Below are 17,538 nucleotides of genomic sequence, written 5' to 3' on the forward strand. Positions count from 1 at the left end.
GCCCGAGCCCGCGGTCCTCGTTCTCCTGCTGTCCCCCGGGGGTCTCCGACTGGGGCGTTTCCTGGGCTGTGGTCACAGTGCCTCCTTGACGCCGATGAGTGTCCACCGGACGTGTCCAGTCCCTTCGTCCGGTGTGGGGTGAAGGGCATGACGGGAAGGAGCCACGCCTGTGTGGCTCCCATCATCTCCGAGTGTGTCACACGCGACATCCTGGTCATATGAGATCGATCACAGACACGGAGATCGCGATCGATCCTCCAGCCAGTCGCGCCTCCCTCTGCCTGGCCCGCCCGGATGCACCGGAGTCTGACAGGCTGGCCTGTCCGTTCGGCCCCGTAGAATGGCCTCTGGCCGTCACCCTTCCAGAGTCAGGATCATCCTCCGTGCAGATCATCTCCATCTCCAGCCTCAAGGGCGGCGTCGGCAAGACGTCGGTGACGCTGGGACTGGCCTCCGCGGCACGCGCCGCCGGCATCCCCACCCTCGTGGTGGACATGGACCCGCATGGAGACGCCACCACCGGACTCGGAGTGTCACAGGAGTCCGGCGTCCAGGATCTGGGCACCCTGCTCAGCCATCCGCGCCGCTACACGCTCTCCGAGCACGTGGTTCCCTCAGGCTGGCCTGAGCCTCGTGGTGCGGAGGCCGGCTCCGGGCGTGTGCTGGATGTGGTGCGCGGCTCCTCGCGCACCTCGCTGTTCGAGCGTCCGTCCACCCGGCCGCGCGAGCTGCGCCGCTTGGCCTCCCTGCTGGACACGGTAACCCGCTACGCGCTGGTGCTCGTCGACTGCCCTCCGGCTCTGAACGGCGTCACCCGCATGGCCTGGACGGCCTCCTCCGATGTGCTGTTGGTGGCGGAGCCGAGCCTCTTCTCGGTGGCCGGGACCGAGCGCACCCTGCGCGCACTCGACCTGTTCCGCAAGGAGTATGCCCAAGGAGTGCGTGCCACTGGAGTGGTGGCCAACCGGGTCCGCCCCTCCAGTACGGAGCATCAGTTCCGACTGGGCGAGATGGAGCGCATGTTCGGCGATCGACTGCTTCCCGTCCACCTGGTGGAGCAGAGCAACTGGCAGCAGATCCAGGGTGCGGCCTGGCCTGTCCACGCCTGGCCGGGCGAGACCGCGGCACAGTCCTCGGCGTTGTTCGATAAGCTGCTGGCCACCATCCACCGGCCGCAGACCGACCGCCGCAGCGCGCGCCGCGGCTCCTGACTCAGGAGGCGGAGCGGCGCCGGGCGCGGCGAGCGGAGAGCTCGTCTCCCGGGAAGTCCTCTGCAGAGGGCATGTGCTCGCTCGGCAGTTCTGCGAGTGTGCCCTCGACCTCGCGCCAGACCCGTCCCACGGCGATGCCGAAGACGCCCTGGCCACCCTGGACCAGGTCGATCACCTCATCGGCAGACGTGCACTCGTACACCGAGGCGCCGTCACTCATCAGGGTGATCTGGGCCAGGTCCTCGACACCGCGCTCACGCAGATGCTCCACGGCTGAGCGGATCTGCTGCAGGGAGACGCCGGTGTCCAGCAGGCGCTTGACGACCTTCAGGACCAGGATGTCGCGGAAGGAGTAGAGACGCTGGGAACCGGATCCGCTGGCGCCTCGGACGGTGGGGACCACCAGGTCGGTGCGTGCCCAGTAGTCCAGCTGGCGGTAGGTGATCCCGGCGGCCTTGCAGGCCGTAGGTCCGCGGTAGCCGGCCTCTTCGTCGAGCACCGGCAGATCTTCGGTGAACAGCACTCCCTGTCCCGGGCGCGTCACGAGCTCACGCGGTGAAGCCGGCGTCTGACCGGACTCTCCCTTGGGTGTCACAGATACCCTCCTGGTCTGGGGTTCCATCTGGGGAAGGAAGTCGTCAGATGGCTCTGGCGGACCGCATGGAGCAGATTTTCACCTGCACCACAGAGACCGCCGGTGCGAGTCGAACCGGCTGACAGAGTGGAACCTCTGACACAGACGGTAGGCCCGTGGAGGCCCTGGGTCAAAGACCTGAGTGGCGACGGATCCATCGTGTCGCTCCGCTTCGGGAGATGAACCGCGTCATCCCTGACCCTTCTCACCGTCGGCGAAGTCATCGGGATCCACGGATTCGAGAAACCTGCGGAACTCGTCCAGCTCCTGGTCCTGCAGCCGATCCCTAGGGCCCGGCTGGGCCTGCCTCGACGCCTCACCGGCCGGGCCGTCGTCGGGAGATCCTGCGCCGGATGGCGCCGTCGCCTGCGCACCGGACCCGGTCACGGCTGGCTCATCGTCCTCCTCGCCATCCTCGTCCAGCTCGACTCCGGCGGACTCGAGCACCTCCGCAGCGCAGAGCACCGGGACCTGGGCCCGCAGTGCACAGGCGATGGCGTCCGAGGCACGGGCATCCACGCGGGAGCCATTCGACAGGACCAGCTCGGCGTGGAAGACCGCCTCGTCCACCGAGGTGATGCGCACGGACTCCAGGCTCGTCCCGGCACCCTCCAAGACAGACAGCACCAGATCATGGGTGAGGGGTCGGGGCGGGATCAGGCCCTGCTGCCACTGGGCGATCGCACTGGCCTCCGGGGCGCCGATCCAGATGGGGACCACAGTGCCCACGCCCGGGTCCTGCAGCAACACGAGCGGCTGGTTGGCCGGCAGCTCCACACGGATGCCCAGCACGGTCATCTCGATGTCGGGAAGACTCATGGATGCCTCCGCAGGGTTGAGGTGGTCGGTGACGGACGGTCAGGTGTCCAGGTCGGCGATCGCGGCGCCCACCAGGGCGCTGTGCAGCCCCAGGCAGGCCTCGCTGATCTCACGGGCTGCCTCGGCCACGCGGGCGCGGGCTGCGGCATCGCGGCGGGTGGCCATGGCGGCGGTGGCCTGCTCCACCAGGCCGATCTCTCGATCGGCCGCAGCACGGAAGGGGCGCAGGTGACGCGGCTCCAGCCCGTGGGAGGAGAGCACGACGGCGGCGCGCGCTGCTTTGAGGGCATGGTCGCCATAGCGGCCGTCCTCATCAGCCTGGATCATCCCGAACTGCTCTAAGGAGTCCAGCAGGTCACCGCCGGCTCCGGAGATGCCCTGCAGCTCGGCCCGGGTCAGCGGACGGATGTGACCGGCGATCTCCTGGGCGAGCTGGTCCGAGACCGAGCGGGGCGAGAGCGTGAGCCCGCCCGGCAGGGACTCCGGATGCTCCCCTCGGTCCACAGCGTCCAGGTAGTCCTTGATGACCTTCAGCGGCAGATACTGGTCCCGCTGCAGGGCGAGGATGAACCGGAGCCGGTCCACGTCCGCATCGGTGTACTTGCGGTACCCGGCGGCCGTGCGCTGCGGAGTGACCAGCCCCTTCTCCTCCAGGAACCGGATCTTGGAGGCAGTCACCTGGGGGAAGTCCTGCTGCAGCTCGCCCAGGACCTCGCCGATGTTCATCACGGCACGCCGACCGGCTCCCCCGGCGGCCGAGGCGGCGGCCAGAGGGAGTCGGGCAGACGATGCAGATGATGCGGACGAAGCGGATGAGACCACGTGAACCTCAGCTGTGGACGACGGGCGGACAGTGACGGGCGGAACGGGCGGACCCGAGACCGTCAGGCAGTGGTGTGCTGGGTCCCGGCGTAGTAGGTCAGGCGGAATTTGCCGATCTGGACCTCCATGCCCGAACGCAGGACCACGGAGTCCACACGATCGTGATTGACGTAGGTGCCGTTCAGCGAGCCGGCGTCCGCCACCAGGAACCCGGTGCCGGAGCGGCGGAACTCGGCATGCTTCCGGGAGACGGTGACATCGTCCAGGAAGATGTCGGCGTTGGGGTGCCGGCCCACGGTGGTGACGTCCTGATCCAGCAGGAACCGGGCCCCCTGGTTGGGACCTGCGTGTGCCACCAGCAGCCCGGAGCCGATCGGCAGGGCGTTGACCGCGGCGCGGTTGTCCTCGTCCAGCTGGTGCTCGCCGACCGGGGCATCGCCCAGGTCAGGCAGGCCGATGCTGGTGGTCGCCGTGGCCGGGTCCGACTCCCACTGATGCTGCTCGCCCGGGTGGGGGGTTCCGTCCTGTGGCATGACTCCTCCGAGGTGTTCGTGGGCGGACTCAGAAGCCCGTCCGATGCAGGGGACACGCCGGGGCGAAAACCCGTGCGCGTCGGCCCGACTAGCCTACCTGGTCGCGGTAGCCTGCGGCGTCGAGCAGACCGTCCATCTCAGACGGGTCTGACAGGGTGATCTCCAGCAGCCATCCGGCCTCGTACGGCGCAGAGTTGACCACACCGGGCTCGCCGTCCAGGTCCTCGTTACGGGCGCGCACGGTGCCGCTGACGGGGGCGTAGATGTCGCTGACGGACTTGGTGGACTCGATCTCGCCCACCACGGAGTTCGCGGTGACCTCGGCCCCGACCTCGGGCAGGTCCACGTAGACCACGTCCCCCAGGGCGTCCTGGGCGTAGTCGGTGATGCCCACGCGCACCACGCCGTCCGCATCCGGAGCGCTGATCCACTCGTGCTCGGAGCTGTAGCGCAGCTGGTCGGGGATCGAGGTCATGGTTCCTCCTGGAGGCGTCGGTCGTACCTGGTGCTCTGAGCGTAGTGCCGCAGACTCACCTGCGCCACCGCGCCGCCTACAGCTGACCTGCCCTCATTCAGTCGCCCCTGCCCATCCCCATCACATAGGCGACCTGGCCCACGTGCTGGGCGGCGTCGTCGAACACGCTGACCAGGCGCACGCCCCGGGTGACCGGTGGATCCCAGCTGCGGTCGATGACCTCGTCCAGGTCGGTCTCCTTGAGGGTTCCGATGTACTCCTGGGCATGTGCCACCACGGCGGCCAGGTGGTCCTGCAGCAGCTGCAGACCGGCGGCATCCTCGGAGACGGTGACGGCGCGTGACTGCTCGGGGGTGTGGCCGTAGCCGAGGTCGTCCGGGTCCACCTCCAGACCGAAGCGCTCGTCGAACCCCTGGGCCGTCCACACCTGGTCTCGTCCGGAGAGGTGGGCCACCTGGACGTCGATCTCCCGCGCGGCATGCCAGAGCAGCCACGCCGGCGAGTTCGGGTGTCCTCCCGGGTGGGCGTTCAGGCGGCGGGGATCCCACCGGTCCTGCACGTACCCCAGGGCGTCCAGGGGGCGTTGGGCCAGGTCGTTGAGCAGGTCGAGTGCGTCCATGTATCCAGTCTCTCCCTTCCCGACGACGGCCGGCCAGTCCCAGCGAGGGGTTCCGTGGTCTCTAGGGTGAGTTCCATGAACGATTCCTCACGCACCGACCGCACTCCCCTGGTCGGCGTTCCAGAGCTCGCTGAACGCCAGCTGGAGCTCTATCAGGACCTGCACGCCCACCCGGAGCTGAGCCACCAGGAGACCCGAACAGCGGGGATCGCGGCGCAGGCGTTGCGGGAGGCCGGGTTCGAGGTGCACGAGAACGTGGGGACCACCGGCGTGGTGGGGGTCCTCCCCCGGGTAAGGGACCGGTGGTCCTGGTCCGAGCGGACATGGACGCCCTGCCGATGCAGGAGCAGACAGAACTGGACTACGCCAGCACCCAGACGGCCACGGGGCCTGGCGGCGAAGATGTGCACGTGATGCACGGCTGCGGGCATGACGTGCACGTGGCGGCTCTGATCTCGGCCGCAGAGTGGATGTCCGCACATCGCGATCAGTGGGCGGGCACCTTCATCGCCCTGTTCCAGCCGGCCGAGGAGCAGGGCGCCGGTGCGCAGTCCATGGTGGACGCCGGGCTGACCGAGCCGGTGCCCCGTCCGGACATCGCCTTCGCCCAGCATGTGCTGGCGCTTCCGGCCGGTCAGCTGGGCGTGCGGCCCGGCCCGTTCTACTCCACGGCGGCGAACCTGAAGATCACGGTGCACGGTGAAGGCGGCCACGGATCGGCACCGCACCTGACGGTGGATCCGGTGGTGCTGGCGGCGGCGATCGTGGGTCGACTGCAGACGATCGTCTCCCGCGAGCTGCCTCCGGGTGAGTTCGCCGTGGTCACGGTCGGTCAGATCATCGCCGGCACGCAGTCGAACATCATCGCCGACCGAGCCGTGATGGAACTGAACCTGCGCACGTACAGCGAGGAGACCGAAGCCCAGGTGCTGGCCGCCATCGATCGGATCGTCCGGGGCGAGTGTGCCGCAGCCGGGTCACCGAAGGAGCCGGAGTTCGATTTCCATGACGGGTTCCCCGTCACGGTGAACGACGACGATGCCTCCGAGCGCGTTCGTGTCGCCTTCGCGGAGCACTTCGGGGAGGACCTGCAGCCGATCGACCGTCAGACCGCCAGCGAGGACTTCGCGGTGATCCCCGAGGCCTTCGGCACCCCCTCTGTCTATTGGGGGCTGGGCGGCGGCCATGCCGAGGCGGCTGCCGGTGGCGAGGAGGGGACCATTCCCGCGAACCACTCCCCCTACTTCGCACCGGAGCCCGGGCCGACTCTGCAGGCCGGCACCGAGGCGATCATCGTGGCCGCGCGGGCCTGGCTGGCCTGAGCGGCCAGGCACGTCGGTTCAGTCCGTCCGGTGCGGCCCACCCGTGACACCGGGGCGGCGCAGACGGGGCATGACCGAGGTCTCCACAGCGCGCAGCACCGAGGCGATCGGTGCTGCAGCCCGAGAGGCCACGGTCGCTCTGCGCGTGAGCACGCCACGACGGGCCAGCTCCGGTCCGATCAATGCCAGCAGGGAGACAGCGGCGGGCACGGGCCGGATGAACAGGGTGATCTTCTGGATCCTTCCCGTTGGACTCAGTTCCAGCCTCTGGATCTCCTCGAGGTTCCTGCCCCGCAGACGACTCGTCCCGTACAGGGCGTAGGTCCGCGCAGCACCGGTGACCTTGTGGATCTCGATCTGCTCGAGCAGCTCGAACGCCGACTCCATCACCGCCATCACCTGGTCCGGACCGGTGAAAGTGAAGGCGTCCGTCAGCGGAGAGTCCAGCTGCACGTCCTCGGCCAGCTGCTCGCGCATGGCCTCCAGGTCCAGCCGGCGGTCGGCCCAGGCGAGGATGGCCGGGTGCATCAGGAGACCCGGTCGAGGCGCTCGATGATCGTCACGTTGGCCTGACCGCCGCCCTCGCACATGGTCTGCAACCCCCAGCGCGCGTCTCTCCGCTCGAGCTCGTGCAGCAGGGAGGTCATCAGGCGTGCGCCCGTGGCGCCGATGGGGTGCCCCAGGGCGATCGCCCCGCCGTTGACGTTGACCTTCTCCGGGTCAGCTCCCAGCTCGGACTGCCAGGCCAGCACCACCGCCGCGAACGCCTCGTTGATCTCGATCAGGTCCATCTGCTCCAGGCTCATCCCGCTCCGTTCCAGGGCATGCCGGGTGGCCCGGATGGGGGCCGAGAGCATCATGACCGGGTCGTCGCCACGGGCGGAGACATGGTGGATCCGTGCGCGCGGGGTCAGGGCGTGACGCTCCACCGCCTCGGGCGAGGCGATCAGCAGGGCTGCGGCTCCGTCGGACATCTGCGAGGCGGTGGCCGCCGTGTGCAGTCCGCCCTCGACGATCGGTGCCAGGGAACGGATCTTCTCGAGGTCCGGAGCCCGTGGTCCCTCATCGGCGCTGAGCCCGGCCAGGGGCAGGATCTCCCGGTCGAACCGCCCCTCGGCCTGGGCGGCGAGCGCCCGTTCGTGGGATCGGACAGCGAAGGCCTCCAGGTCCTCCCGGCTGAACCCCCACCGCTCGGCCATCATCTCGGCACCCCGGAACTGGGAGATCTCCTGGTCCCCGTACCGCTGGGACCAGCCCTGTGATCCGGTGAACGGGTCCGGGAAGCCGAATTCGGCGGCGGCCACGTTGGAGTGGCTCAGCGGCAGGGCGGACATGGACTGCACTCCCCCGGCCACCACCAGGTCAGAGGTCCCGCTCATCACCGCCTGGGCGGCGTAGTGCACGGCCTGCTGGCCGGACCCGCACTGGCGCTCCACCGTGGTGCCGGGAACCTGCTCGGACAGGCCCGCGGCCAGCCAGGCGTTGCGGGCGATGTCCATGGCCTGGGGACCCAACTGGTCGATGCATCCCAGAATGACCTCGTCGTACTCCGCCGAGTCCACGCCCACACGCTCCACGAGCTCGCGCAATGGTGCCGCCGCCAGGTCCAGCGGGTGCACCTGGGACAGTCCCTTGCCGCGCCGCCCCACGGGGGTGCGCACAGCGTCCACGATGTAGGCCGTTCCTGCGGCTCCCGTCTCCGCAGACATCAGCGCGGGGCCATCCGCAGTGCGCCGTCCATCCGGATGGTGGTGCCGTTGAGGTAGTCGTGTGCGGCGATCATCTCCACCAGCTGCGCATACTCGGCGGGCTGGGCCAGACGCTGCGGGAACGGCACGTCCTGTGCCAGCCGCTCGCGGTACTCCTCGGTGATGCCGGCCATCATGGGGGTCTCCACGATCCCGGGGGCGATGGTGTTGACACGGATGCCGGACTGGGCCAGGTCCCGCGCAGCGGAGATGGTCAGGGAGTGCACCCCTCCCTTGGAGGCGGCGTAAGCGGCCTGTCCGATCTGCCCCTCGAACGCTGCCACCGACGCTGTGTTGATGATCAGTCCGCGCTGCCCGTCGGCATCCAGCGGCTCCTGCTGCGCCATCGCCTCGGCGGCCAGGGTGAGCACGGTGAAGGTGCCGATCAGGTTGACCTGGATGACCTTGGCGAACAGTCCGAGGTCATGGGTTCCCTTCTTGCTCAGGATCCGGGAGGCGGTGGCGATCCCCGCGCAGTTCACGGCCAGTCGCAGCGGCGCTGCCTGGACAGCCTTCCCGACGACGTGACGCACCTGCTCCTCATTCGTCACGTCGGCAGGGGCATAGGTGATGCCCTCGACCTGAGGGGCCTTCTCGATCCCAGCGGGCAGGTCCAGGGCGATGACCTTCACCCCACGGGAGGCCAGCAGGCCTGCGGTGGCGGCGCCCAGTCCGGAGGCGCCCCCGGTGACGATGGCGGAGGAGTTGGTCAGGTCCACGGGCTGTCCTTTCGCGGGGCATGCAGAATGCGAACGGCCACTGTGCCGCCCGCCTTCGTAGGATGTCCGATCATCCCGGTGTTGTCCACCTCACACAGGGTTGTCTGCACGGGCGGCTTCGGCGTACTCGGCGGAGACCCGGCGGTAGACCGGGGTGAGGAAGGCCATCGCCGCGGCGATGACCATCAGGATGCCGCCGCACAGGAAGATCAGCGCGATCCCCCGTGAGGTGCCGGTGCCCAGCAGTGGCTCGAGCACCTGGGCACCGGCCTCGGAGCGGGCGTACGGGATGATCCAGAGCTCGGCGGCGGGGGCGACCAGGATGGCGGTGATCGGAGCAGCCGAGGCCTCGAACGCGCCGGCGAAGCCGAACACGCGTCCCTGCCGCTCCAGGGGGACCACACGCTGGATCACGGTCTGCTCGCCAGCCTCGACCGCGGGGAACAGTGCCATGTACAGCCAGATCCCCACCAGATAGAGCCAGGCCCACTCCCGGATGGTGAACAGGGCGCCGAGCAGCCCCATGGCCATCACCACCAGCAGCATGGTGCGCAGCGGATTGCGGCCCAGCCCGGTCTTGGCGATCACCGCGCCACCGGCGATGAACCCCGTGGAGGCCACCGCGAAGGCGATCCCCCACTGCTCCACGGTGAACATCTCCAGCCCATAGGGGTCCATCAGGGCCATGTAGATCCCGCCGATGAAGTTGTTGAAGGTGGAGAACAGGATCAGGGCGAACAGGCCGGACACGGCCACCACGGCGCGCCAGGACCCGGCGAGGTCGAACGCCCCGGTGGAGTCCGAAGGCGCGGGACGGATCTCCTCCGGCAGGGAGAGGGTCAGCAGGTGCACGAACGCCGCGGCGGTCAGCACCACGGCGATCGCCACGGTGGCACCCATGCCCAGCAGGCCGATGGAGAGACCAGAGAGCACCGAGGTGACCATGAACGCCATCCCCTGGACCATGCCCACCAGGCCGTTCGCCTTCGCCCGGTCATCGGGATCGATCAGGATGGTGACCGTGGTGGACAGGGCGATGTTGCGCATGTTCTCCACCACCGCGCCGATCAGGATGGCGGCGGCCATCGCCCAGAACCAAGGCTGGTCCAGGGCGGAGATGGACTCCTGCGGGGAGATCAGCCACAGGGCCCCGGCGATCAGGAACATCACCAGCGTGAACGCGGCGGCAAACTGCATCACCCGCAGCTTCCGCGTCCGGTCCACGAACGTTCCGAAGCTGATGGAGGACCCGGCCAGCAGCAGCATGTAGATCCCGCCGGTCACGCCGGTGGCGATCACATTGCGCGTCTCGAGGTAGATCCAGAACGTCAGGGAGAACCAGAGATAGCTCGTGGTCAGATTCGCCACGGCGGTGTTGACCAGGATCCCGCGAAAGGTGCGGGCTCGCTCGGCGGCGGTGCGGCGAGGTGGCGTCGTCGTCGTGATCTGGCCCGGATGGGTGCTCACCCGGTGAGCGTACTCCTGCACGGCAGATGCACGGGACCCCTGCCAGGCGGTCAGCCGGACAGGGGTCCTGGTGTTCAGTCAGGCGCAGTCATGATGGTTCTGCCCCGGTGGGCAGCTCAGACAGCGATCCGTCCGTGAGTCGCTGCCAACGGCTGCCGTGGCAGTCGTTGAATGACAGACTGGTGACGACCCACGTGCGGTTCTTCGTGATCGGTGTGCTTGACCCGGGCGCGGCTTCCACGGAGTACGGGAATCCCCAGTTGTAGGTCGCATGCGAGGTGACCACGTAGTCCCCCGGCGGCAGCACTTCGAGTTTCAAGGGACGCTTCTCTTGACCTGTCCGATCGCGACTGAGGATCTCGACGTTGTAGATCGGTGTCGCTGATCCGTTCTGGATCCTGAGGCCGTTCTTGTCAGGAGGCACCTCCTTGGAGTTGAGTCTGGCGGTGTCGAAGTCCTCGAACAGGATGCACCACGCTGAAACCTGACTTGCCTGCCCGGCCCGCTCTCGCGTCCGGCTGGCGGCGTCACGTCGGACTTCAACCTTCAGCAGCCGGTAAGAGATGATGCCGGCGATCACGGCAGCCACCAGCGCTGCAACCGCTGACAGAGCCATGATCCAGTCCGGAATATGGTCAGTCATGCTTCCCCCTCTGCAGTTGGCCTTCCGCCCCGACGTCGAAAGGTCCGGTGTCCCACCTTTCCAACGGTCAGCACGAGTCTCTACCGACTTTCGTATGCACATGCACGGGACCCCTGCCAGGCGGTCAGCCGGACAGGGGTCCCAATCGGTCTATGCGAGGTGCACTGAGGAGGTCAGTCCACACCCTTCATGGCGCGGTGGATCGGCTTGGAGATCAGCAGCATGACCACACCGATCCCGATCGTCACCGCACCCAGGATCCCGAAGTAGCTGGCCTCGGTCTCGCGGGAGTAGTAGCCGGCCAGGGACCCGGACAGCGCGGTGCCCAGTGCCACGGAGAGGTTGTACAGGGCCACCATCATCACCGGGAACGCGGCCGGGGCCAGCTTGGTGGACAGGGACAGACCCACCGGGGACACCAGCAGCTCGCCCATGGTGGCGGAGAACAGGACCAGGGCGATCCACATCACCGGCACGGACGGGGTGGAGACCATCGGCAGGAACAGCAGGAACGCCGCGCCCATCAGGATGATGCCCAGGCCGAACTTCACCGGGGTGTTCGGCTGGCGCTTGCCCAGTTTCGTCCACAGCAGGGCGAACAGCGGAGCGAAGAGGATGATGTACACCGGGTTGATGGACTGCACCCACGGGATCGGCATCTCCCAGCCGAAGATGTTCCGGTCCAGACGGGTGTCCGAGTAGATGGTCACCACGGTGAACTGCTGCTGGAACAGGGCGAAGAACGCCGCCGAACCAATGAACAGCGGGATGAACGCCCACACGCGGGAGCGCTCCAGGGAGTCCACCTTGGTGGAGGAGAGCAGCAGGATGAAGATGCCTGCGGCGGCCACGGCGGAGAGGATGACCACGACGTCGGCCAGGTTGGCGGCGTTGACCACTCCCGTGAGCAGCAGCACGGCGACCACAGCCAGGGCTGCCACGGCGATGCCGATCCACGTGGGGTACTGGCTGCGCGGCAGGGGGTCGGGCACGACGTGGACGGACTCGGGCATGTTCTTGCGGGCGATCGTGTACTGGATCAGACCGATCGCCATGCCCACCGCTGCCAGGCCGAAGCCGAAGTGGAAGCCCCACTCCTTCTGCAGCCATCCGGTGAGCAGCGGGCCGAGCAGGCCGCCGATGTTCACGCCCATGTAGAAGATGGAGAAGCCGGCATCACGCCGCGGGTCCTCGCGGGTGTAGAGGTTGCCGACCAGGTTGGCCACGTTGGCCTTCAGTCCGCCCGAGCCCAGGGCCACCAGGACCAGGCCGATGATCAGGCCGGGAATGCCCGGGACCAGCGCCAGGCCGATGTGTCCGAGCATGATCAGCACGGCGGAGATGTACATGGTCCGCTCGGAGCCGATCAGCCGGTCGGAGATCCAGCCGCCGATGATGCAGAACACGTAGACCATGCCGCCGTAGGCGCCCACGATCCCGGCGGCGACCGGCTCCGGGATGCCCAGGCCGCCCTCGGTGGTCTGGAAGTACATGTAGATGAGCAGGATGCCCTGCATGCCATAGAACGAGAACCGTTCCCACATCTCCACGTTGAACAGGCTCGCGAGCATGCGCGGCTGTCCCAGGAAGGTCTTGCCGCTCGGGTTCAGGTCACGCTCTCCGGGTTCGCGTGCATCGCGCGGAGGTGTGGCCCCGGCACCGGAGACGGCTGCGGGCTCGATCGTGGGCGGTTCTTGACGATTCACCCGCAGTACCCTCCTCTTCCGCCCGATGAAATGCAAATCACAGTGGAGAGAATGTGAAAACCAACACATATTCCTGGGGGTTCCCTGGACGCGCGGGGTCCGGCGGACGACGATGAGAAGATGTCCCATCCCTTCTTCACGGTCGGCCATTCCACCCGCACGCTGGAGGAGTTCGTCCAGCTGCTGGATTCCGCGCAGGTCGAGCTGGTCGTGGATGTGCGTCGACTTCCCGGGTCGAACCGCCATCCGCAGTTCAACCAGGATGCCCTGGAGCAGTCCCTGCCCCAGCACGGCATCTCCTACCGCCGCGCGGAGGCCCTCGGTGGACGCCGGAGCCGCGATCGCTCCGTTCCGGACGAGGTCAACGGCTTCTGGGAGAACCGCAGCTTCCACAACTACGCGGACTACGCGCTCTCTACCCCCTTCGCCGGCGGGCTCAAGGAGCTGATCGGCTGGGGCGCCCGGACGCGCCTGGCGGTGATGTGCTCGGAGGCCGTGTGGTGGCGGTGCCACCGGCGGATCATCGCCGATCATCTGGTGGCCCGCGGCCACGAGGTGCTGCACCTGATGGAGGCCGGCACGACCGTCCCCGCTGAACTCACCTCCGGTGCGGTGGCGGATCCCGACGACGGCCAGGTCACCTATCCGGCCCAGTGAGGCTGACGCTCAGCGCGTCCTTCTACAATGGTCGCCGTGCCGCGCCGAGTGGAGGACTACCGAGGACTGACGCAGCGCAGCCGGGTGCTGCTGCTGCATGCGATCCAGCGCGCCCCAGGTCGGCGGCTCCAGGAGCTGGCCGCAGAGACCGGCCTGCCGGTCAACACCGCACGTGACCACCTGCGCGTGCTGGAGGACGAGGGGCTGATCGTCAGTGCCCCGGTGGAGACCGGCCGGCGCGGTCGCCCTCCCCTGGGCTGGTCGCCCGTGCGTCAGGCCGAGCACAGTCCTGCGGCTGAGCGGCGGGTGAGGGACGCCCGGGCACGGGGTGAGATCCTGCGCGGACTGGAGCCGGACCTGGACCACAGCCACACGCTGGGGGTGGAGGCCGTCCACCAGCTGGACGCCCTCTACGACCATCTCGAGGATGCCGGCATGGAGCCGCACGTCGACGAACAGGACTTGACCGTCGGGCTGCGCCCCTGCATCTATGAGGCGCTGATGGACTCAGACGAACCCGAGGTCTGCTCGGTCCACGCCCGCCTGGTGCAGGCACAGCTGGATCAGGCCGGCGGGCCCCTGGAGCTGCGTCGGCTCCACCCCTTCGTCGGGCGCGAGCGTTGCCTGCTGGTGCTGGGGCGGAGAGGCGAGGCTGCCCGCGTGACCCGGCCGGCCGGCGTCGACCCTTCAGCACAGGACAGCGAGCTGGGAGCGGAGGCGGTGCAGGCCTACCGCGCCCAGCTCGCAAGAACCGGAGAGGACGGGGTCAGCTGACCCCACCGATCACACCGGCTGCTGGGCCCACAGGTCCGGACCGAACACCTCGTAGTGGATGTTCTCGCTGGGCACGCCCTGCCTGATCAGGGACGTGCGGGCGGCCTGCATGAACGGCAGGGAGCCGCACATGAACACCTGGGCCTCCTGTGGCAGCTCCACATCCACCAGGTCCATGAAACCGGACCTGGCCGGGTGCAGGGTCGGTGCGGTCTCGGCGTCCTTCTCATACCAGTTCTGGGCCTTGGCGTCGGACATGGACAGGACCTGGCGGCGCAGGCTCTGGTACAGGGCGTGGTCCGCGTGGGACTTGTCCGCGTGGAACAGGCGCACGGTGCGGTCCGGCTGGCGCCGGGAGACATCCTCCACGATGGCCGCCACCGGAGTGATGCCGATCCCGGCCGAGACCAGCACCAGCGGGGTGTCGCCGTCGTCCAGGACCACATCACCGGCGGGCTGGGAGACATCCAGCACGGTGCCGGGTTGGGCGTTCTCATGCAGCCAACCGGAGACCTGACCGTCCGGATTGCCGTCCACCCCGATGACCTTCTTGATGGTCACGCGCAGCGTGTTCCCGCCCGGGCCGGAGGAGATGGTGTACTGGCGCGGCTGACGGATGCCCTCGGGCAGGTCCACGGCGATGGCCACGTACTGACCGGTGCGGTGCTCGGGGACCTGCCCGGAGACCGGTGCCAGCAGCAGGGAGAAGACGTGGTCGGACTCCTCGAACCGCTCCACCACGCGGTACTGACGCCAGGGCTGCTCGGGATCGGTCCCGGCTGAGGCGTAGAGCTTGGCCTCCTCCGCGATCAGTGCGGTGGCGAAGAGCCAGTACACCTCGTCCCAGGCGGCGGCGATCTCCGGGGTGATGGCGTCTCCCAGGACCTTCTTGACGGCGCCCAGCAGGTAGCGGCCCACGATCAGGTACTCGGGTGCCTTGATGCCCAAGGAGACGTGCTTGTGGGCGATGCGCTGCATCACCGGGGTGAAGTCCGGAGCGTCAGGGTCGATCAGGTGCACGGCGAAGGCCACTACGGAGGCTGCCAGGGCCTTGGGCTGCTCGCCGATGGCCTGGTTGGCCCGGTTGAAGACGTTGAGCAGTTCGGGGTGAGCCTCGAACATGTCCGGGTAGAACACCTTGGTGATCTCTTCGGCATGCTCGGCGACCACGCCAGCGGTCTGGGCGACGATCGCCTCATGGTCAGGGGAGAGTTTCAACGACATGGGTGCTCCTGGGTGGGTCGCTCATTGCGGGGACACCCCGATCATGTCCCTGGCCGTCCCGGATGTACACCCCTGTTCACCGTGTTTATTCGGTGATCTGCATCCGCCCAGATCATACGAGCGTGCCCGCCCCCGGTGGTGGGGACGGGCACGCCTGGCATGGTGGCTCTGCTGGATCAGCGGGTCGGCGCTGAGCAGGCTGCCAGGCTGGTGCCGGTCTCCTCCGCAACGGTCTCTCCGTTGACGCGGATCTCGCAGCCCAGCTGCTGTTCCCCGGCCGTGGCATCACCGGTGACGGTGACCGAGAGCAGGTTGAACCCGGTCACGGTGGTCTCCTCGTTCCACTCCCCCGTGATGGACTCCGTGGAGGAGCCGCCAGCGCTTCCGTAGCTCACCTGCGCCTCGCCCTGGTCGACGGTGGCGATGTACTCCACCGAGAACTCCTGGCCTTCAGTCCGCTGGATCTCCTCCTCCACCAGCCCCACGAAGGCAGCCGTGGCGATCAGCACGATCACCGATCCGATGATGGCCAGAGCACCCAGGACGATGCCGGCGATCGACATGCCCTTGCCGGCGAACTTCTTGCGCAGCCCCAGGATGCCCAGGATGACGGCGATGACGCCCAGCACGATGGCCCCGATGTTGATGACAGGGATCCAGGCGAGCAGCAGGGCGATGATGCCCACCACCAGTGCCGCCACCCCGAAGCCGTTCCCCGGCCGTTGCGGGGGCTGGCCGTATCCGCCCTGGGGGTAGCCGCCCGGAGCATACCCCTGCTGGTGATACCCCTGCGGGGCCTGTCCTCGAGGGTCCTGTCCGTGCGTCTGTCCGTAGGGATTGTTCGCGGTCTCGTTCGGACCGGGCGCCTGGTGGCTCATCTGGGTTCTCCTCGTCGGTGGTCAGCAGGAGCGAACCGTGAACTCACGCGATTCCAACCCCTTCTGCGCAGAACACTAGGTCATCGAGCCCCTGCTATGGCTCTTCCAGGTCAAGGGGTCTGCTGTGACGCACATCACCACTCGGGGATGGGTGGCGATCATCATCAGCGGCAGTTCAGTCGCTCTGAACTGAAACGGGAATTCTCATGACCATTCGATCCACCCTGCGCAGACGCATCGCGGCGGCCTCAGCCACCACGTTGCTCACCATCACCGGGGCCGGCCTACTCGGCATTCCGGCCGCCCACGCCGCAGCCACCGGCTACACCACGGCATCCGTCACGGTCAGATCCGGGACCAACACCAGCACCACCGCATTGACCACCATTCCGGCAGGTGTGGCCGTCTCGGTGCAGTGTCAGACGGCCGGTCAGACCATCAACGGCACCTATTCGACCCACTATTGGGGCAAGGTCACCTACGGCGGCAAGACCGGTTACGTCTCCCGCGCCTATATCCGGGTACCGGACGCCACCGGACTGGGTGCGTGCAGCACCAGCACTCCCGTCCCGACCACCGGGGTCACCGGATACGCCACCGCGTCACTGACAGTGCGGTCCGGCACCAACACCGGCACCACCGCGCTGGCCACCATTCCCTCCGGCGCCGCGATCACCGTCCAATGCCAGACTCCGGGTCAGACCGTCAACGGCACCTACTCCACCCACTACTGGGGCAAGGTCACGTACGGTGGCAGGACCGGCTACGTCTCCCGCGCCTATGTGCGGATCCCCGACGCCACGGGGCTGAAGGAATGCACCACCAGCGCTCCTGCGCCGGACATCAGCGCCGCCCGGCAGCGCGTCCTGGACCGCGGCATGAACTGGGTGAACCGGCGCATCCCCTACTCGATGTACAACTACACCGCCGGACCGGATGCTGATGGCTACCGCTGGCGCACCGACTGCTCCGGCATGATCGCCATGGCCTACAACCTGCGCGATCAGAGCTACTACACCGGGAATCTGACGAGCAAGTTCTACCCGATCGCCAAGAGCAGCCTGCAGCGAGGGGACATCATCGGCAACCTCGGCGATCCGGCCAGCGCCGGTGCCGCCGGCCACGTAGTCATCTTCAACGGCTGGACGGACAGCACCAAGACGCGGTTCCGCACCATCGAGCAGACCGGCGGCATCGGTGCCACTCAGCTCACCCGCACGTGGGGCGACTCGTTCTGGAACAAGCAGGGCTACCGTTTCCGGGGCTGGTGATCCGTGGCGGCATCCA

Annotated in this window: 19 protein-coding genes; 5 read left to right on the forward strand and 14 right to left on the reverse strand. The window is 67.9% G+C overall.

The annotated features are described in order from the left end of the window. The first annotated feature begins 383 nt into the window (after positions 1 to 383). Entirely contained in the window at positions 384 to 1,211 is an 828-nt protein-coding gene (locus tag BM355_RS06935) for a ParA family protein (protein WP_091696497.1), read from the forward strand. Position 1,212: 1 nt separating this feature from the next. On the opposite strand, the gene BM355_RS06940 is transcribed toward BM355_RS06935, so the two are convergent. The 6 genes from BM355_RS06940 to BM355_RS06965 form a co-directional block, all read right to left on the reverse strand. Next, the gene (locus BM355_RS06940; RefSeq protein ID WP_245760650.1) at positions 1,213 to 1,806 is read right to left on the reverse strand and encodes a MerR family transcriptional regulator; all 594 of its coding nucleotides are present in this window, start codon (positions 1,804 to 1,806) and stop codon (positions 1,213 to 1,215) included. Between the two features lie 228 nt (positions 1,807 to 2,034). Beyond that, positions 2,035 to 2,664, reverse strand: a complete 630-nt coding sequence (locus BM355_RS06945) for a bifunctional nuclease family protein (protein ID WP_091696502.1) — start codon at positions 2,662 to 2,664, stop codon at positions 2,035 to 2,037. Between the two features lie 39 nt (positions 2,665 to 2,703). Then, positions 2,704 to 3,390 (reverse strand): transcriptional regulator FtsR, encoded by a 687-nt coding sequence (gene ftsR / locus BM355_RS06950; protein WP_091696504.1) that lies wholly within the window; start codon positions 3,388 to 3,390, stop codon positions 2,704 to 2,706. Positions 3,391 to 3,548: 158 nt separating this feature from the next. After that, positions 3,549 to 4,019, reverse strand: coding sequence for an FHA domain-containing protein (locus BM355_RS06955; protein WP_091696507.1), 471 nt, complete (start codon positions 4,017 to 4,019; stop codon positions 3,549 to 3,551). 88 nt (positions 4,020 to 4,107) lie between these two features. After that, complete coding sequence (gcvH, locus tag BM355_RS06960; RefSeq protein ID WP_091696509.1) at positions 4,108 to 4,494, reverse strand: glycine cleavage system protein GcvH; 387 nt, start codon at positions 4,492 to 4,494, stop codon at positions 4,108 to 4,110. Positions 4,495 to 4,591: 97 nt separating this feature from the next. Beyond that, positions 4,592 to 5,113: a mycothiol transferase gene (locus tag BM355_RS06965; protein WP_091696512.1), complete on the reverse strand. Its 522-nt coding sequence runs from the start codon at positions 5,111 to 5,113 to the stop codon at positions 4,592 to 4,594. Positions 5,114 to 5,451: 338 nt separating this feature from the next. Here BM355_RS06965 and BM355_RS06970 point away from each other — a divergent pair, with 338 nt between their 5' ends. After that, the gene (locus BM355_RS06970; RefSeq protein WP_342715245.1) at positions 5,452 to 6,435 is read left to right on the forward strand and encodes an amidohydrolase; all 984 of its coding nucleotides are present in this window, start codon (positions 5,452 to 5,454) and stop codon (positions 6,433 to 6,435) included. 18 nt (positions 6,436 to 6,453) lie between these two features. On the opposite strand, the gene BM355_RS06975 is transcribed toward BM355_RS06970, so the two are convergent. The 6 genes from BM355_RS06975 to BM355_RS07000 all read right to left on the reverse strand — a co-directional run bounded on the left by BM355_RS06975 (position 6,454) and on the right by BM355_RS07000 (position 12,718). Then, a complete protein-coding gene (locus BM355_RS06975; protein WP_091696514.1) occupies positions 6,454 to 6,963 on the reverse strand; it encodes a nuclear transport factor 2-like protein in 510 nt (169 codons plus the stop codon). Then, on the reverse strand, positions 6,963 to 8,144 hold the full coding sequence (locus BM355_RS06980; protein WP_091696516.1) for an acetyl-CoA C-acetyltransferase: 1,182 nt from the start codon (positions 8,142 to 8,144) through the stop codon (positions 6,963 to 6,965). The genes BM355_RS06975 and BM355_RS06980 overlap by 1 nt, the downstream gene beginning before the upstream one ends. After that, positions 8,144 to 8,902: an SDR family NAD(P)-dependent oxidoreductase gene (locus BM355_RS06985; protein ID WP_091696519.1), complete on the reverse strand. Its 759-nt coding sequence runs from the start codon at positions 8,900 to 8,902 to the stop codon at positions 8,144 to 8,146. The genes BM355_RS06980 and BM355_RS06985 overlap by 1 nt, the downstream gene beginning before the upstream one ends. Positions 8,903 to 8,992: 90 nt before the next feature. After that, positions 8,993 to 10,369: an MFS transporter gene (locus BM355_RS06990; protein ID WP_091696521.1), complete on the reverse strand. Its 1,377-nt coding sequence runs from the start codon at positions 10,367 to 10,369 to the stop codon at positions 8,993 to 8,995. A gap of 88 nt (positions 10,370 to 10,457) precedes the next feature. After that, positions 10,458 to 11,012, reverse strand: a complete 555-nt coding sequence (locus BM355_RS06995; protein ID WP_143109440.1) for a hypothetical protein — start codon at positions 11,010 to 11,012, stop codon at positions 10,458 to 10,460. A gap of 173 nt (positions 11,013 to 11,185) precedes the next feature. After that, the gene (locus BM355_RS07000) at positions 11,186 to 12,718 is read right to left on the reverse strand and encodes a peptide MFS transporter (RefSeq protein WP_281247569.1); all 1,533 of its coding nucleotides are present in this window, start codon (positions 12,716 to 12,718) and stop codon (positions 11,186 to 11,188) included. A 120-nt stretch (positions 12,719 to 12,838) separates the two neighbouring features. Between BM355_RS07000 and BM355_RS07005 the strand changes: the two genes are divergently transcribed. Together BM355_RS07005 and BM355_RS07010 are read left to right on the forward strand one after the other, a co-directional pair. After that, positions 12,839 to 13,375 (forward strand): DUF488 domain-containing protein, encoded by a 537-nt coding sequence (locus tag BM355_RS07005; protein WP_091696527.1) that lies wholly within the window; start codon positions 12,839 to 12,841, stop codon positions 13,373 to 13,375. Between the two features lie 36 nt (positions 13,376 to 13,411). Beyond that, positions 13,412 to 14,149, forward strand: coding sequence for a winged helix-turn-helix transcriptional regulator (locus tag BM355_RS07010; RefSeq protein ID WP_177227872.1), 738 nt, complete (start codon positions 13,412 to 13,414; stop codon positions 14,147 to 14,149). Between the two features lie 9 nt (positions 14,150 to 14,158). Here the strand turns inward: BM355_RS07010 and BM355_RS07015 are convergent, their stop codons facing one another. Together BM355_RS07015 and BM355_RS07020 are read right to left on the reverse strand one after the other, a co-directional pair. Further along, a complete protein-coding gene (locus BM355_RS07015) occupies positions 14,159 to 15,373 on the reverse strand; it encodes a globin domain-containing protein (protein ID WP_342715246.1) in 1,215 nt (404 codons plus the stop codon). A gap of 176 nt (positions 15,374 to 15,549) precedes the next feature. Further along, positions 15,550 to 16,251 carry a DUF4190 domain-containing protein gene (locus BM355_RS07020; protein WP_091696533.1) on the reverse strand — a complete coding sequence of 234 codons (702 nt, stop codon included), beginning with the start codon at positions 16,249 to 16,251 and terminating at the stop codon, positions 15,550 to 15,552. Positions 16,252 to 16,457: 206 nt separating this feature from the next. Here BM355_RS07020 and BM355_RS07025 point away from each other — a divergent pair, with 206 nt between their 5' ends. Then, positions 16,458 to 17,522, forward strand: a complete 1,065-nt coding sequence (locus BM355_RS07025) for an SH3 domain-containing protein (RefSeq protein WP_091696536.1) — start codon at positions 16,458 to 16,460, stop codon at positions 17,520 to 17,522. Positions 17,523 to 17,538 lie beyond the last annotated feature (16 nt).

Source organism: Micrococcus terreus (assembly GCF_900116905.1).
GTDB lineage: Bacteria > Actinomycetota > Actinomycetes > Actinomycetales > Micrococcaceae > Citricoccus > Citricoccus terreus.

Bases quoted from the DNA above. Each gene is read 5' to 3' on its own strand.
- BM355_RS07005 (WP_091696527.1), top strand. From the start codon at position 12,839: ATGTCCCATCCCTTCTTCACGGTCGGCCATTCCACCCGCACGCTGGAG.
- BM355_RS06945 (WP_091696502.1), bottom strand. From the start codon at position 2,664: ATGAGTCTTCCCGACATCGAGATGACCGTGCTGGGCATCCGTGTGGAG.
- BM355_RS07020 (WP_091696533.1), bottom strand. From the start codon at position 16,251: ATGAGCCACCAGGCGCCCGGTCCGAACGAGACCGCGAACAATCCCTAC.
- BM355_RS07025 (WP_091696536.1), top strand. From the start codon at position 16,458: ATGACCATTCGATCCACCCTGCGCAGACGCATCGCGGCGGCCTCAGCC.
- BM355_RS06980 (WP_091696516.1), bottom strand. From the start codon at position 8,144: ATGTCTGCGGAGACGGGAGCCGCAGGAACGGCCTACATCGTGGACGCT.
- BM355_RS06955 (WP_091696507.1), bottom strand. From the start codon at position 4,019: ATGCCACAGGACGGAACCCCCCACCCGGGCGAGCAGCATCAGTGGGAG.
- BM355_RS07015 (WP_342715246.1), bottom strand. From the start codon at position 15,373: ATGTCGTTGAAACTCTCCCCTGACCATGAGGCGATCGTCGCCCAGACC.
- BM355_RS06975 (WP_091696514.1), bottom strand. From the start codon at position 6,963: ATGCACCCGGCCATCCTCGCCTGGGCCGACCGCCGGCTGGACCTGGAG.
- BM355_RS06965 (WP_091696512.1), bottom strand. From the start codon at position 5,113: ATGGACGCACTCGACCTGCTCAACGACCTGGCCCAACGCCCCCTGGAC.
- gcvH (WP_091696509.1), bottom strand. From the start codon at position 4,494: ATGACCTCGATCCCCGACCAGCTGCGCTACAGCTCCGAGCACGAGTGG.
- BM355_RS06970 (WP_342715245.1), top strand. From the start codon at position 5,452: ATGCAGGAGCAGACAGAACTGGACTACGCCAGCACCCAGACGGCCACG.
- ftsR (WP_091696504.1), bottom strand. From the start codon at position 3,390: ATGAACATCGGCGAGGTCCTGGGCGAGCTGCAGCAGGACTTCCCCCAG.
- BM355_RS06995 (WP_143109440.1), bottom strand. From the start codon at position 11,012: ATGACTGACCATATTCCGGACTGGATCATGGCTCTGTCAGCGGTTGCA.